Origin of the sequence: Streptomyces sp. NPDC096324 (genome assembly GCF_044763015.1) — a bacterium.
In the GTDB taxonomy this organism is placed as follows: Bacteria; Actinomycetota; Actinomycetes; order Streptomycetales; family Streptomycetaceae; genus Streptomyces.
In genome coordinates, this window is the sequence record NZ_JBIWFK010000023.1 from 69,783 (window position 1) to 83,362 (window position 13,580).

Consider the following 13,580-nt stretch of genomic DNA (forward strand, 5'->3'; position numbering starts at 1 on the left):
AAACGCGAGTACGGCTGACACGACCATTCTCCCAGCTCGGACCCGAACCGCGAAAACGGCTTTTCACCGCATGGGATACTGGCTTTCCTGTACTCACAGTCTCCGTACTCGCAGTCTCCGTATGCGGAGTCTCCGTCCTCGGAGTCTCCGGAACCCGAGCAGAAACGGCAGCCACTCCATGGCCTCGGTCACGTCCCTCACCGCTTCCGTCCATCAGCGCCTCGCGGACGCCCTCTCGGCAGCTCTGCCGGAGGCCGGTTCCGCGGACCCGCTGCTGCGCCGAAGCGACCGGGCCGACTTCCAGGCCAACGGGATCCTGGCCCTCGCCAAGAAGGCGAAGGCGAACCCGCGGGAGCTGGCGACGCAGGTCGTGGAGCGGGTCGAGTCGGGTGACGTGATCAAGGACATCGAGGTCTCCGGGCCCGGCTTCCTGAACATCACCGTCACCGACCGGGCGATCGTGACGAACCTGGCGGAGCGGTACGCGGACGACGAGCGCCTCGGGGTGCCCCGCGCGGAGAACCCGGGCACGACGGTGATCGACTACGCCCAGCCGAACGTGGCCAAGGAGATGCACGTCGGGCATCTGCGGTCCGCGGTGATCGGTGACGCGGTGGTGCAGATCCTGGAGTTCACCGGCGAGTCCGTCGTGCGCCGGCACCACATCGGCGACTGGGGCACCCAGTTCGGCATGCTCATCCAGTACCTGATCGAGCACCCGCACGAGCTGGACCACAAGGGCGGCGAGGTCTCCGGCGAGGAGGCCATGTCGAACCTGAACCGGCTCTACAAGGCGGCGCGGACCGTCTTCGACTCCGACGAGGAGTTCAAGACGCGGGCGCGGCTGCGGGTGGTGGACCTCCAGGCGGGCGAGCCGGAGACGCTGGCGCTGTGGCAGACGTTCGTGAACGAGTCGAAGATCTACTTCAACTCGGTCTTCGACAAGCTCGACATGGAGATCCGTGACGCCGATGTGGTCGGCGAGTCCGGCTACAACGACATGCTGGAAGAGACGTGCCGCCTCCTGGAGGAGTCGGGCGTGGCGGTCCGCTCGGACGGCGCGCTGTGCGTGTTCTTCGACGACGTGAAGGGCCCGGACGGCAACCCGGTGCCGCTGATCGTGAAGAAGTCGGACGGCGGCTACGGGTACGCGGCGACCGACCTGTCCGCGATCCGTGACCGTGTCGTCAGCCTGAAGGCCGACAGCCTGATCTACGTGGTGGACGCCCGGCAGTCCCTGCACTTCAAGATGGTCTTCGAGACCGCGCGCAGGGCCGGCTGGCTGAACGACGACGTCAAGGCCCACCAGCTCGCCTTCGGCACGGTCCTGGGCAAGGACGGCAAGCCGTTCAAGACCCGTGAGGGCGAGACGGTCCGGCTGGTCGACCTGCTCGACGAGGCGATCGACCGGGCGACGGCCGTCGTGCGGGAGAAGGACGAGGAGTCGGGCCTCCTGAGCGAGCCGGAGATCGAGGAGAACGGCCGGTACGTCGGCATCGGCGCCGTGAAGTACGCGGACCTCTCCACCTCCGCCGTCCGGGACTACAAGTTCGACCTGGACCAGATGGTCTCGCTGAACGGCGACACCTCCGTGTACCTCCAGTACGCGTACGCCCGTATCCGGTCGATCTTCGGAAAGGCGGGCGACCGTAAGCCGGTTGCCCACCCGGAGCTCGAACTGGCCCCGGCGGAGCGGGCGCTCGGTCTGCACCTGGACCGGTTCGGCGAGACGCTGGACGAGGTGGCCGCCGAGTACGCCCCGCACAAGCTGGCGGCGTACCTGTACCAACTGGCCTCGCTGTACACGACGTTCTACGGTCAGTGCCCGGTCATCAAGCCGGCCCCGGCGCAGGAGGTCGCGGAGAACCGCCTGTTCCTCTGCGACCTGACGGCCCGCACGCTCCACCAGGGCATGGCCCTGCTGGGCATCAGGACGCCCGAGCGGCTCTGACACTCCCGTCGCGGGCCCCGTCCTCCTCGTGAGGACGGGGCCCGCGGCGCGTTGTCAGTGCCGGGTCCTACAGTCACCGGCATGGCGACCCTTCCCAATCCGCTGCCGCGGCTGACGGCAGACCCGAGTGGGCGCGCGCTCGGGCTCGAGCTCCCCGCCGGGAGACTCATCGACACGACCCACGACGGCCCGTGGCACGAGCCTCTGCTGTGGCATGCCGAGGAGCGGGCGGTTCCCGGGGACTGGGCGGTCCTGTCCGCCGCCCGGACCGCGGGTCTGCTGCCGGTGCTGCTGGATGTGGGCGGCCCGCAGAGCGGCCCGGAGGACTGGGAGTTGATGCCCGACGCGATGTCGTATCCCGGGGATCACGACGCCGAGGAGGTGCTGGCGGAGTTCTGGGAGGAGTACGCGGGGGAGGAAGCGGGCGCCGACGAGGACTCCCCGGGCAGGGACCAGGTCGTCGAGGTCTTCGGGGAGCAGCCCGGCCTCGACGGGACGATCGCTCCGTACGGGCCGCTCTGGCCGGGCCCGGCCGACGCCACCGTGCCCGACGCGGACCCGGACGCCCGCGCCGCCGAGGTCTCCGACTCCCTGACGGGGTCCGGCTCCTGGCTCAAGGACCCCCGGCTCGCCCTGGTTCCCGCGCGCCGCAGCGCCGACATCCCGGCGGCCATCGGCTGGACCGGGCCCGCGAACCACGAGGGCGACGTGGCGCGTCTGTGCGCGGTGCTGCGCTCGTGGGAAGACCGTTTCGGCATACGCGTGGTGGCCCTGACCTTCGACCAGTTGGTGGTGTCCGTGGCGGCGCCGCCGACGACGATGGCCGAGGCCGAGGCGGTCGCCGCCGAGCACTACGCGTTCTGCCCGGACAACATCGACCAGGGCAGCCGGACGACCTTCCGGGAGTACGCCGAGAAGAAGGTGCTGAACGGGCGGGTGTGGTCCTTCTGGTGGGACTGAGCCCCTCGTGCCGGTGGGAGTGAGCCCCGTTTCCGGGCGTCGGAAAACTTGTCGCCCGGAAACGGGAACTCGAAAGCGGGCTGCGACGGACAACGGGTGACCCTGCCCCGTCTTCGAGGAGATCCATGAGCCCGAGAGGCGACCGATGACCCTCTCTCCGAGCGTCGGAGTCCACGGTCCCCCCGCCGCCGCCTACGCCACCGGCGGGGCCTCGGCGAGTACGGGCGGCGACTCCGACGCCTCGGTGATCGAGCGGTCCTTCGACGAACCCGACGTGTTCGCCGAGCTGTTCCACCGCTACGCCGACGACATCCACCGGTACGCGGCCAGGCGGCTCGGCACCGAGGCCGCCGACGATCTGATGGCAGAGACCTTCGTGATCGCCTTCCAGCGGCGGCGCCGGTACGACCTGTCGAGGCCGCATGCCCGGCCGTGGCTGTACGGGATCGTCACGCGGCTGATCGGCGGCCATCGCCGGGCCGAGGCACGGCGGCTGCGGGCGCTGTCGCGGGTCGCGTCCACGGGTCCCGCCGACGGGGGCGGCGGCGAGCCGCTGGCGGAGCGGGTGGCCGCCCGGGTCAGCGCCGAGAGCACGCGCGGAGCCCTGTCGGCGGCTCTCGCGGCGCTGCCCGCGCGCCACCGGGACGTCCTGCTGGTCGTCGCCTGGGGAGATCTCGACTACGCGGAGGCCGCCGAGGCTCTCGGCATACCGGTGGGCACGGTGCGCTCACGGCTGCACCGGGCCCGGAAGAAGCTGCGCGAAGCGCTGGGCGGGGCGGATCCCACAGCCTTTCGAGAGGAACAGGAGGAACCCCGCCGTGGATGACCTCACCCTTGTACGCGAGCTCGCGGCCGACCAGGCCGCACCGACCGACCGGGCGCGCGCCGTCGCCTTCGCCCGGCTGACGTCCGCCATCGGCGAGGAGACGCGCGGCGGCGGCGAAGCGCCGGCCCAGCAGGGTCCGCTCACACGGCGGCTGGTGTTCCGCGCGGCGATCGCGGCCACGGGCACGGCGGTGGTGGCCGGCACGACCCTTCTCGCCGTGCGTGGCAAGGGCGGCGAGGAACCACGGTTGACCGCGCTCACCGCCGCCCAGGTGCTGCGCAGAGCCGCGGACAGGTCGCGGTCGGACAGCACCGGCCTGCCGATCCCCCGCGACGACCAGTACCTCTACGCCAAGGAGGTCATCCATCGGGTCTATCAGCGGGACGGGAGGAGGAAACGGCTCGTCGACGAGTGCTGGCTGTCGGTGGACGGCTCCAGGACCACCCGGTACATCTACGACGGCAGGGTCGTCGACGACGAGCCGTCCAGGCACAAGGTGATCTGGCCACCGCTCCAGTACGCGAAGCTCGAGAAGTGGCCGACCGATCCGGAGCGGCTCCTCAGGGTGTTCAGACTGGGCAGGAAAGCCGACCCCGCCGTGGAGATGGACGGCAGTGCCTACGTGGAGGCGTGCCTGTTCCTGCGAGGGCCCCGGGTCATGCCGCCGGGGCTGCGGGCCGCGGCGTTCGAGGCCGTCGCGATGCTGCCGGCCGTCGAGATCGACCACGACCAGGTGGACGCGCTCGGCCGGCACGGCATGCGGATCTCCTACCCGGGGACGTCGTACAGCCTCATCTTCGACCGGGAGACCTACGCCTGTCTCGGCCTGCTCCAGCAGGGCACATCCGACAGGAACGGAACGTTCTCCGACGCCCAGGCCGTGGTGGCACAGGGCGTGGTGGATCGGCTCGGCCAGCGGCCCGGCGGCTAGGCGCGCAGACCCGCCTCCAGTCGCCGCAGGCCCTCGGCGATCTCCTCCGGCGTCTGGGTGACGAAGCACAGGCGCAGGGTCGACGGGTCCGGGGTGCCCGCGTAGAACGGGGCTCCGGGGACGTAGGCCACGCCGCGGTCCACCACCGTGCGGAGCAGGGCCGTGGTGTCGTACGGCTCGGGGAGGCGGGCCCACAGGAACATGCCGCCTTCCGGGCGGGTCCAGGTGGATCCGGCCGGGAGGGCGGCACCGATGCCCGCGAGCATGGCGTCCCGCCGTTCGCGGTAGACGGCCGCGACCTGGGCCACGTGGGAGTCCAGGTCGCGGTCGGCCAGGTAGCGGGCGGCGGCCAGCTGGTTGACGGTCGGGGTGTGCAGATCGGCGGCCTGCTTGGCGACGGCGCAGGCGCGCCGCAGGGCCGCGGGTGCCCGCAGCCAGCCCAGCCGCAGGCCGGGTGCCATCACCTTGGAGAAGGAGCCGAGGAGGACCGTGCGGTCCTCGGCGCCGTCGTGGGAGGCGATCCAGGGGACCCGCTCGCCCTCGAAGCGCAGCTCTCCGTACGGGTCGTCCTCGACGATCCACAGGCCGTGCGCGGCGGCGGCGCGGGCGACGGCGGCCCGTCGTCCGGCCGGCAGGGTGCGTCCGGTGGGGTTCTGGAAGGTGGGGACGGTGTAGAGCAGCTTCGGGCGCTCGCGGGCCACCAGTTCGCCGAGGGCGTCGGGGTCGAGGCCGTCGTCGTCGCCCGGCACGGCCAGGACGCGCGCTCCCGCGAAGGCGAACGCCTGAAGTGCCGCCAGATAGCAGGGACTCTCGACCAGGACGGTGTCGCCGGGTTCGATCAGGGCGGTGGCGAGCAGCGACAGGGCCTGCTGCGAGCCGGTGGTGACCAGGACGTCGTCGGGCCCGGTGGGCAGTCCGCGCACGCTCATGCGGTCCGCGAGGGCCGCGCGCAGCGACGGCTCGCCTTCGGTCGTCGAGTACTGCAGGGCGCGTTCGGGCTGCTCGGCGAGGACGTCGCGGTACGCGGCCGCGATGCCGTGGGCGTCGAACAGTTCCGGGGCGGGCAGCCCGCCCGCGAAGTTGATCACCTCGGGGCGGGCGGTGACCGCGAGGATGTCGCGCACCGGGGAGCCGCCGATCGCGGTGGCCCTCGCGGCGAGCGGGGGCACGGGTGCGGCCTGGGCGGTGGGTTCGGTGACGGTCACGATGGCGGCTCCTTGTCCTTGGCGACGGCGTCCTCGCGGGCGGCCCCGTCGTGCCGGGGCCGCCCCTTGACCGACCCTAGGCAGGTACGTGGCCTCTACACCCGCCCGTTCCGCGATGCGGACGGATCACAACTCGCCCATGACACCTAGGGTTTGACGCCCGTGGCGACGTAGACGTTGATGTCCGCGTCCGTGACGTCATTGATGTCGAGGTAGCGGACCCTGTCGACGGCGTCGAGCGTGGCGAGGAAGGCGGGCTCGGCGGCCTCGGGGGCCGGGGTGTTGCCGTCCGGGTGCCAGTGGTGGGCGGGGACGACACCGGGCTCGTCCAGGACCAGGCCGTTCTCGGTGAAGAAGCGCTCGACGTCCGCCTTCGAGCGCAGGACGAAGGTGAATCCCCGCTCGGTGAACGTCCGTTGGACCGCGCGGATGTTCTCCGCGTTCAGGTCCTCGGTGAGGTGGCTCAGGACCAGCCGGCTGCCGGACGGCAGGGCGTCGACGAGCCCCCGCACGATGGGGTAGGCCTCCGCGTCCTCGACGAAGTGCAGGATGGCGACCAGGACCAGGGCGACGGGCTGCTCGAAGTCGAGCGTCTCGACGGCCTGTTCGAGGATCTGCTTGGGCTCCTTGAAGTCCGCGTCGATGTAGTCCGTACGGCCCTCGGGTCCGCTGGTCAGCAGGGCGCGCGCGTGGGCCAGGACCACCGGGTCGTTGTCCACGTACACGACGCGCGCGTCCGGGGTGATCCGCTGGGCGATCTGGTGGACGTTCTCCTGGGTGGGCAGCCCGGTGCCGATGTCCAGGAACTGCCGGATGCCGCCCTCAGTCGCCAGCGCCGTCACGGCGCGGCGCAGGAAGTCGCGGTTGTGCCGGACGTCGAGGTAGCCGCGCGGGTTCGCGGCGAGCGCGGCGGCGGCCGCGTTCCGGTCGACGGGGTAGTTGTCCTTGCCGCCGAGGAGGACGTCGTAGACCCGGGCGGGGTGCGCCCTGGTGGCGTCGATCCTCCTTCTCAGCTCGGCGGGGTCCTGGCTGAGGGCGTCACCGGGCATGGGGCATCTCCCTGGGAGGTCGCGTCACCTGATGGCCAACAACCTAACTCCTGGAGGGACTTGATGGTGCCGTCATCACTCGGCGGAAGCCGTTACCCATGCGCTGCCGCCGAGTGGATGCTCGTACGCCGGCCGTCCCGCGTTCCCGCTCGTACGGAACGGCTTGCCGTGGTCGTCGACGCGTACGGTGCCGCTCTTCGCCCCGCTGGACCAGTCGAGTTCCAGGTACCAGCTCACGTCGTGTACCCGCGCGTCGGCGAACACGTAGAACACCTCGGGGTCCGTCTCGCTGACCTTGTACGGGAAATCCCGCTGTCCGCCCTTGAGCGCGGTCGCGGGGCTCCCCGCGTCGAGGTCCACGGTGAAGGACTTCGTCTCCACACCGCCGCCGCAGCCCACGCCCATCGCGTAGTCGTTCCAGGCGAGCGGCGCATTCTTCTGCACCACCCGCACGTGCAGCGCCTCCAGGACGACGGTCGCCCTGCCGGTGCCCTGGACCGTCAGCGCGATCATCTGCTCACCGCTCGCGACCCCGCCGAGCGCGGTGACCCAGCCCCGGGCATCCGACTCGTTCGGCGGCGGCGGAGGCACCTGTGGGGCGTTCCGGTTCACCAGGTAGTGCTGGCTGCACGGGCTGTCCCACTTGTACGCGTTCGCCAGGACGGTCGGCGCTTCTGCCCCTTCCCCGCTCCCGCCGGCCGCGCTGTCATCGGCCGCGCCGTGCTCGTCGACGGCCCCGGCGATCGTCGAACCGGTCGGCCGGGGACGGGCGCCGTGCGACGGGGAGGCCGAGGCGGACCCGTGGGGCGTGCCGGGTGTCGCGCCGGTCCGGCTAGCGCTCGGGGCGGACGGGACGCCGAGAGCGACGGCCTTCCCCTTCGTGTGGTCCGCACCGTCGCCGGACCCGAACCGCACGGTCAGCGCGGTGGACACGAGCGCGGCCGCCACGACGGCACCGGCTCCGGCGAGCACCACGGCCCGGCGGCTCCATCGCACCTGCGCCGAAGCGGGGGCCTCGCGTCCCGGCTTCCGCCCGCCACCGGTCGCGCCCCCAGCCCTGTCCTCGGTCCTGCCCTCCGGCCCGTTTCCGGACCTGGGACCGGGCCTGATCCCCCGCTCGTTCCCCGACTCGGTCTCCGGTGCGGAACCCGGCATGTCCGCCGACCCGGTCTCCGGTGCGGAACCCGGCACGTCCGCCGCACCGCCGTCGGGCCCGTCGGCCGCACCGGAGGAACCACCCGAAGTCCCGTCCGCCCCAGCCCTGTTCAGCCCGGCCCTGTTCAGCCCTGCCCGAGTCGCCTCGGCACCGTTCGGCTCGGCTCTGTTCGTCTGCCCCCGCAGCGCGTTCGCGAGGATCCACCGGCGATGCAGCTCCAGCAGTTCCTCGGGGGTGGCCCGGCACGCCCGCGCGAACCGCTCCACGGGCGCGTAATCCGTCGGTACGGCATCCCCGTTGACGTACCGGTGCAACGTGGACGTACTCACGTGCAGCCGTTTGGCGAGCACCCCGTAACTGAGTCCGGACCGCTGCTTCAGCTCCCCCAGCAAGCCCGCGAACTCGTTCCCCGTCACCTGTTCCCCCATCCCCCCGCGTTCCAGGCCGGTGTTCCAGGGGCATGCCGTTCCCCCAGGTCAGACCCGTTGCCGGCATTCCGGCTTCCCGTATCCGCCGCCGGTCGTGGCGGCCGGGACGGATCACCGCCCAAGCTGTGGCCATCCAAGCACGCCGCCCGCCCCGACCGGCCGGGCAGCCGTTCCATCAGGCCACTCACACCCACAGCGACATCCACAGGGGGATCACCCATGTCCGCACGCACCACCCGTACCCGACTGCTCGCCGCCACGACGGTCGCCCTCGCGGCGCTCGCCCTCTCCGCGTGCGACAACGGCAAGGGCGTACGCAGCGAGGGGCCGGGCGACAGCTCGTCCGCCACGTCCGGGACCTCGTCGCGGCCGACGACGCCGACGACCGGCGGAGGGACGACCGCCGGCGCGGGGACGACGGCGAAGCCCACGGGCACCGGCACGGACACCGGCGGCTCGGCAGGCCGTTCACGGGCGAAGGACGGCGGCTCCGGTGCCGGTTCCACCGGGGGTTCCACGGGCGGCTCGGCCGGAAAGAACGGCACGGACTCCAAGGGCGGCTCGTCCACGCACACCGGCACCAGGAACGTGGCCTGCGACGGCTCCGACACCAAAACCGTGGCGACCGTCGTGTCCCGTCCGCTCAACCACCTGCTGCTCACCGTCACCAACACCGGCACGCGCAACTGCGACCTGACGGGCTATCCGATCGCCCGCTTCGGCGAGGCCCAGTCCGTTCCGCCGGTCGCGGAGGAGACCCACCCGCAGGCGGTCGTCACGCTCGCGCCCGGCGAGTCCGGCTACGCGGGTGTGCTGCTGTCGGCCGCCGACGGCAGCGGGAGCAACGGATACACGGCCAAGACCCTGGAGGTCGGCTTCGACCGGGGCCGCGGGGCGACTCCGGCCCTGCCCGCGAAGGGCGTCTACGTCGACGACCGCCTCACGGTGACGTACTGGCAGCAGAACCTGGACGACGCGCTCGGGTACTGAGCCGGCACGGTTCCGGCGGAAGCCGCCGGAACCGGCCCGGTGTCAGCGCAGGTTGCGGGCCACCTCGGTCGCCCAGTACGTGAGGATGTTCTGGGCGCCGGCGCGCTTGATGCCGGTGAGGGATTCCAGGATCGCCCGGTCGCGGTCGATCCAGCCCTTCTCCGCGGCGGCCTCGACCATCGAGTACTCGCCGGAGATCTGGTAGGCGACGACCGGCACGTCCGAGGCGTCGGCGACCCGGGCGAGGATGTCGAGGTAGGGACCGGCGGGCTTCACCATCACCATGTCGGCACCCTCCTCCAGGTCGAGCGCCAACTCCCGCAGGGACTCACGGGCGTTGGCCGGGTCCTGCTGATAGGTCTTGCGGTCGCCCCGGAGCGAGGAGCCGACGGCCTCGCGGAAGGGGCCGTAGAAGGCGGAGGCGTACTTCACGGTGTAGGCGAGGATGGCGACGTCCTCGCGGCCGATCTGGTCGAGCGCGTCACGGACGACACCGATCTGACCGTCCATCATGCCGCTGGGTCCCACGACATGGGCGCCCGCGTCGGCCTGCACCTGGGCCATCTCCGCGTAGCGCTCCAGGGTGGCGTCGTTGTCGACCCGCCCCTGCTCGTCGAGGACACCGCAGTGACCGTGGTCGGTGGTCTCGTCCAGGCACAGGTCGGACATCACGAGCAGTTCGTCGCCGACCTCGGCGCGGACATCGCGCAGGGCGACCTGGAGGATGCCGTCCGGGTCGGTGCCGGGCGTCCCGACGGCGTCCTTCTTCGCGTCCTCGGGAACACCGAACAGCATGATGCCGGAGACCCCGGCCTCCAGCGCCTCCACGGCGGCCTTCTTCAGGCTGTCCCGCGTGTGCTGCACGACCCGGGGCATCGAGGAGATCGGCACCGGCTCACTCACTCCCTCGCGGACGAACGCCGGGAGGATGAAGTCGGCCGGGTCCAGCCGGGTCTCGGCGATCATGCGCCGCATGACGGGCGTGGTACGCAGCCGCCGAGGACGCGTACCGGGGAAGGATCCGTACTTCGTCATGACGTCTACGCTACGCCCGTCACAGAGGCACCTTTACCGACTCGGCGTCGGAGCCTGAGCGGGCCTCTGGACCGGGTCGGGAGACTCGGACGAGGGCTGTGACGTCCGCCGGAGCCAAGGGGGCCGCCCCGGGACGGGCGGCGCGGCAGTCACGGCACCACGCCCCTCGGAACGGTGCTCTGAAGCCCCTGTCGCAGCCTCCTTCGCAGGTCGCCATGGCGGGTGGAGGGGGCATGGGCCGGCTCAGGGGCGGCCCACCGCCGTCGGCTGCGACAAGGGGTGGCAGCGCCGGTGGAAGCAGGTCCAGCAGACGGTTGCGGAGGAAGCCCGCCGGGTGCCGTACATGGAGAGGAAGGCCATCGGTCAGGGCGTGGATCACCGACGCCCTGCCGAGGCCGTTCTCGAACCAGGCGGCGACCAGGGGCGTCAGTCGCCGCACCTCCCTCCCGGACAGGGTCAGCCGGATGTCGGTCCGGCGCAGCCCGGCCAGCAGCGCCTCCGCCTTGTCGCGGTGCTCGCTGCGGGGCGGCTCCGGATCGGCGGACTCGGTCTCGACGGCCGATGCGCCGAGGTGTGCGGCGTCGGGTTCCGTGACCTGCTCGGGCAAGGCGACACGGGGCGGGCTGCCGATGGCGGGGCTGTCCGGGGCCGTGGGGTACGGGGCCGCGGGGTACGGGGGCGGCGCAGACGTCATCGGCGGGGCAGCCGGGGCCGGCTCGGGCTCTCCGTACTGCCGCGCCCGGGTGAGCGCGGGGGCGTGGAAGGCGTATGTACGGGTGATCATCTGACCGGAGGGGAGCCGTTCCCGGACCCGCTCGACATAGCCCCGCGCCTCCAACTCCCGCAGCGCGCAGGCGATCCGGGCCCGCCCCTCGGGGAACCACTCGGCGAGACTGCGGATGTCGACCCGGGCGCCCTCGGGCAGCGACAGGATGTGCACGGCGACCCCGATCGCGGTCGCGGAGAGTCCCCGGTGCTGGGCGAGGTGGTTGCCGACGATCGTGTACCGGTCGGGCTGGCGCTCACGTACGTGAGTGACACCGAAGTGGGTGTCGTTGTGCCGTACTCCCTGACTCGGACGCAGGGCATCGATAAGCTTGGACACAGCCATGGGGAAGCGGTTTTCTTCCTCTTTGGTCAGGCCCTCGCACTGGGATTGCAGTCCCGGCGGGGGCCGAAGCATGTGTGGGGATGTGGAGTTGTGGATGTCACTTGGGGCGAGCGTGCACGCCCGGACCGCCCACGCGCCACCTCCACCAGCCTGTTTCACCCGCCCGGGTGACATGGGCAGGGTTTGGTTGGTCGGTTGGTTTTTTCCCCGGGTTCTTTGATCCTTTACCGCCCGCCGCTCCGGCCGTCCCACCACCGAAGTACGCCTCACCGGGCTCCGGTTCGGGGGTCACCGGACCGGCGTGAGATCGAGTTCCGCCCACACCGTCTTGCACGGCACCGGACCAGCCCGCACACCCCAGCGATCCGCGAACTCCTCCACGAGCAGCAACCCGTGACCGGACCCGCCCATCGCCACGGTGGTGGCCCGCGCTCGCACCGGCCACCGCTCGCCCCGGGCGTCGGCCACCTCCACACACAGCGTCCGGGGAGCCCGTACGGACAGCGTGAGACGGAAGCTCCGGCCGGGAACCCGGCCGTGCAGAACGGCGTTCGCGGCGAGTTCGGCGACGACCAGCCGGGCCGGGTCCAACGGCAGCCCCCAGTCGTGCAGTTGCTCGGCCGCGAGCAGCCGGGCGAGACGGGCACCACGCCGGGTGGCGGAGAGCGGCACGGAGAAGTGATGGAGCGGAGCGCGCGCAGTTCGCTGATTCACGTCACTCAGCGTGTTCCCGCGTACGTAATCTGTGAAGGACGGCAGCCCGTGCGGACGGTGTCTGTCCGGGTGGCGTCCGGTTCTGTCCGGGCTGTACGGGGTGTCCGGGGAGCCGGTGTCCGGGTTGGGCAGGGAACGGCACGGCTGGAGGGCGGCGGGCGTGGGCGAGTGGGACGCGGGTCCGGAAGAGGACGACGACGAGACCGGGGCCGTGATGAGGACCGTCCAGCGCCAGTTGCGGCTGTGGCGCGAGTCGGCCGGTCTCACCCAGGCCGAGTTCGGGGCGGCCATCGGATACGGGGAGGAACTCGTCTCCTCCGTGGAACGGGGGCGGCGGATCCCCCGGCCCGAGTATCTGGACCGCGCGGACGCGATCCTCGCGGCGGGCGGCCGACTCGCGGCCCTGAAAGAGGACTTGGCGGAGGTCCGCTACCCGAAGAAGGTGCGGGACCTGAAGAAGCTGGAGTCGGAAGCGGTCGAACTCTGTGCCTACAACAACTCGGTGATCCATGGCTTGTTGCAGACCGAGAACTACATCCGGGCGTCCGTCGCCACCCGTCGCCCCCCGTTCTCGGAGGACGACCTTGAACGACACGTGACCGCTCGCGTGGCCCGCCAGGACATCTTCGGCGAGCAGACGCCACCGCGCGTCTTCAGCTTCGTGCAATGCGAATCGACGCTACGACGCCCTATCGGCGGCAAAATGGTGATGCGTGAACAGCTTGAACACCTTGCGGTCATGGCCAAGTTGAGCAACGTCGACCTTCAAGTGCTGCCGCTGAATCGCGAGGACAACGCCGGCTTGGCAGGCTCGTTCAGACTCCTCAGGCTGCGGGACGGAAGTACCGTCGGCCACAACGAGGTCCAGCTCATCAGCAGGGTGATCACCGATCCCAGGGAGGTTCAGATCTTGGACATTCGCTACGGGATCATCCGGGCACAGGCTCTCGCGCCTCGGGAATCACTGGCCTTCATCCAAACGGTGCTGGGAGAGACATGATCCGCAAGCCTGCACGGGACGACGGACCGGCTCTGGAGTGGATAAGGAGCAGCTACAGCACTCCGGACGGCCCCGACTGCGTGGAAGTGGCCGTCCGCCCGGACCGGATCCTCGTCCGGGACTCCAAGAACCCCGACGGCCCCCGCCTCGGCCTCGCCCCGGGTGCCTGGGCGGCCTTTCTGCCGTCCGTCTGACCGGGCGTACGACGAAAAACGCCCCGCCGT

Annotated in this window: 13 protein-coding genes; 7 read left to right on the plus strand and 6 right to left on the minus strand. The window is 71.3% G+C overall.

Translation table 11 applies throughout. From position 1 onward, the window contains the following. Positions 1 to 178 precede the first annotated feature (178 nt). The 4 genes from argS (at position 179) to ACIQ7M_RS38415 (ending at position 4,668) form a co-directional block, all read left to right on the plus strand. A complete protein-coding gene (gene argS, locus ACIQ7M_RS38400) occupies positions 179 to 1,951 on the plus strand; it encodes an arginine--tRNA ligase (protein WP_403653107.1) in 1,773 nt (590 codons plus the stop codon). Between the two features lie 81 nt (positions 1,952 to 2,032). Next, positions 2,033 to 2,911, plus strand: a complete 879-nt coding sequence (locus ACIQ7M_RS38405; RefSeq protein WP_403653110.1) for a DUF4253 domain-containing protein — start codon at positions 2,033 to 2,035, stop codon at positions 2,909 to 2,911. Positions 2,912 to 3,056: 145 nt separating this feature from the next. After that, positions 3,057 to 3,737 carry an RNA polymerase sigma factor gene (locus ACIQ7M_RS38410; RefSeq protein ID WP_403653113.1) on the plus strand — a complete coding sequence of 227 codons (681 nt, stop codon included), beginning with the start codon at positions 3,057 to 3,059 and terminating at the stop codon, positions 3,735 to 3,737. Then, entirely contained in the window at positions 3,730 to 4,668 is a 939-nt protein-coding gene (locus ACIQ7M_RS38415; RefSeq protein ID WP_403653116.1) for a CU044_5270 family protein, read from the plus strand. Before ACIQ7M_RS38410 ends, ACIQ7M_RS38415 begins: the two co-directional genes overlap by 8 nt. Here ACIQ7M_RS38415 and ACIQ7M_RS38420 read toward each other — a convergent pair. From ACIQ7M_RS38420 to ACIQ7M_RS38430, 3 genes are all read right to left on the minus strand, one after another. Then, positions 4,665 to 5,873 carry a PLP-dependent aminotransferase family protein gene (locus ACIQ7M_RS38420; protein ID WP_403653119.1) on the minus strand — a complete coding sequence of 403 codons (1,209 nt, stop codon included), beginning with the start codon at positions 5,871 to 5,873 and terminating at the stop codon, positions 4,665 to 4,667. The two genes, ACIQ7M_RS38415 and ACIQ7M_RS38420, sit on opposite strands and share 4 nt — an antisense overlap. A gap of 146 nt (positions 5,874 to 6,019) precedes the next feature. After that, complete coding sequence (locus ACIQ7M_RS38425; protein ID WP_403653122.1) at positions 6,020 to 6,922, minus strand: SAM-dependent methyltransferase; 903 nt, start codon at positions 6,920 to 6,922, stop codon at positions 6,020 to 6,022. Between the two features lie 75 nt (positions 6,923 to 6,997). Then, positions 6,998 to 8,494, minus strand: coding sequence for a helix-turn-helix domain-containing protein (locus tag ACIQ7M_RS38430; RefSeq protein ID WP_403653125.1), 1,497 nt, complete (start codon positions 8,492 to 8,494; stop codon positions 6,998 to 7,000). A 231-nt stretch (positions 8,495 to 8,725) separates the two neighbouring features. On the opposite strand from ACIQ7M_RS38430, the gene ACIQ7M_RS38435 reads away from it, so the two are divergent. Then, positions 8,726 to 9,496: a DUF4232 domain-containing protein gene (locus ACIQ7M_RS38435; RefSeq protein ID WP_403653128.1), complete on the plus strand. Its 771-nt coding sequence runs from the start codon at positions 8,726 to 8,728 to the stop codon at positions 9,494 to 9,496. 42 nt (positions 9,497 to 9,538) lie between these two features. On the opposite strand, the gene hemB is transcribed toward ACIQ7M_RS38435, so the two are convergent. The 3 genes from hemB to ACIQ7M_RS38450 all read right to left on the minus strand — a co-directional run bounded on the left by hemB (position 9,539) and on the right by ACIQ7M_RS38450 (position 12,356). Further along, on the minus strand, positions 9,539 to 10,531 hold the full coding sequence (hemB, locus tag ACIQ7M_RS38440) for a porphobilinogen synthase (protein WP_403653131.1): 993 nt from the start codon (positions 10,529 to 10,531) through the stop codon (positions 9,539 to 9,541). Between the two features lie 19 nt (positions 10,532 to 10,550). Further along, positions 10,551 to 11,642 carry a helix-turn-helix domain-containing protein gene (locus ACIQ7M_RS38445; RefSeq protein ID WP_403653134.1) on the minus strand — a complete coding sequence of 364 codons (1,092 nt, stop codon included), beginning with the start codon at positions 11,640 to 11,642 and terminating at the stop codon, positions 10,551 to 10,553. Positions 11,643 to 11,930: 288 nt separating this feature from the next. Continuing rightward, positions 11,931 to 12,356 (minus strand): ATP-binding protein, encoded by a 426-nt coding sequence (locus tag ACIQ7M_RS38450; protein ID WP_403653136.1) that lies wholly within the window; start codon positions 12,354 to 12,356, stop codon positions 11,931 to 11,933. A 160-nt stretch (positions 12,357 to 12,516) separates the two neighbouring features. Here ACIQ7M_RS38450 and ACIQ7M_RS38455 point away from each other — a divergent pair, with 160 nt between their 5' ends. Together ACIQ7M_RS38455 and ACIQ7M_RS38460 are read left to right on the plus strand one after the other, a co-directional pair. After that, the gene (locus ACIQ7M_RS38455; protein WP_403653139.1) at positions 12,517 to 13,356 is read left to right on the plus strand and encodes a helix-turn-helix transcriptional regulator; all 840 of its coding nucleotides are present in this window, start codon (positions 12,517 to 12,519) and stop codon (positions 13,354 to 13,356) included. Beyond that, on the plus strand, positions 13,353 to 13,550 hold the full coding sequence (locus tag ACIQ7M_RS38460; RefSeq protein ID WP_403653143.1) for a DUF397 domain-containing protein: 198 nt from the start codon (positions 13,353 to 13,355) through the stop codon (positions 13,548 to 13,550). The genes ACIQ7M_RS38455 and ACIQ7M_RS38460 overlap by 4 nt, the downstream gene beginning before the upstream one ends. Positions 13,551 to 13,580: the final 30 nt, after the last annotated feature.

Coding starts and splice junctions, on each gene's coding strand:
- argS (WP_403653107.1), top strand. CDS start 179: ATGGCCTCGGTCACGTCCCTCACCGCTTCCGTCCATCAGCGCCTCGCG.
- ACIQ7M_RS38405 (WP_403653110.1), top strand. CDS start 2,033: ATGGCGACCCTTCCCAATCCGCTGCCGCGGCTGACGGCAGACCCGAGT.
- ACIQ7M_RS38410 (WP_403653113.1), top strand. CDS start 3,057: ATGACCCTCTCTCCGAGCGTCGGAGTCCACGGTCCCCCCGCCGCCGCC.
- ACIQ7M_RS38425 (WP_403653122.1), bottom strand. CDS start 6,922: ATGCCCGGTGACGCCCTCAGCCAGGACCCCGCCGAGCTGAGAAGGAGG.
- ACIQ7M_RS38435 (WP_403653128.1), top strand. CDS start 8,726: ATGTCCGCACGCACCACCCGTACCCGACTGCTCGCCGCCACGACGGTC.
- hemB (WP_403653131.1), bottom strand. CDS start 10,531: ATGACGAAGTACGGATCCTTCCCCGGTACGCGTCCTCGGCGGCTGCGT.
- ACIQ7M_RS38445 (WP_403653134.1), bottom strand. CDS start 11,642: ATGGCTGTGTCCAAGCTTATCGATGCCCTGCGTCCGAGTCAGGGAGTA.
- ACIQ7M_RS38460 (WP_403653143.1), top strand. CDS start 13,353: ATGATCCGCAAGCCTGCACGGGACGACGGACCGGCTCTGGAGTGGATA.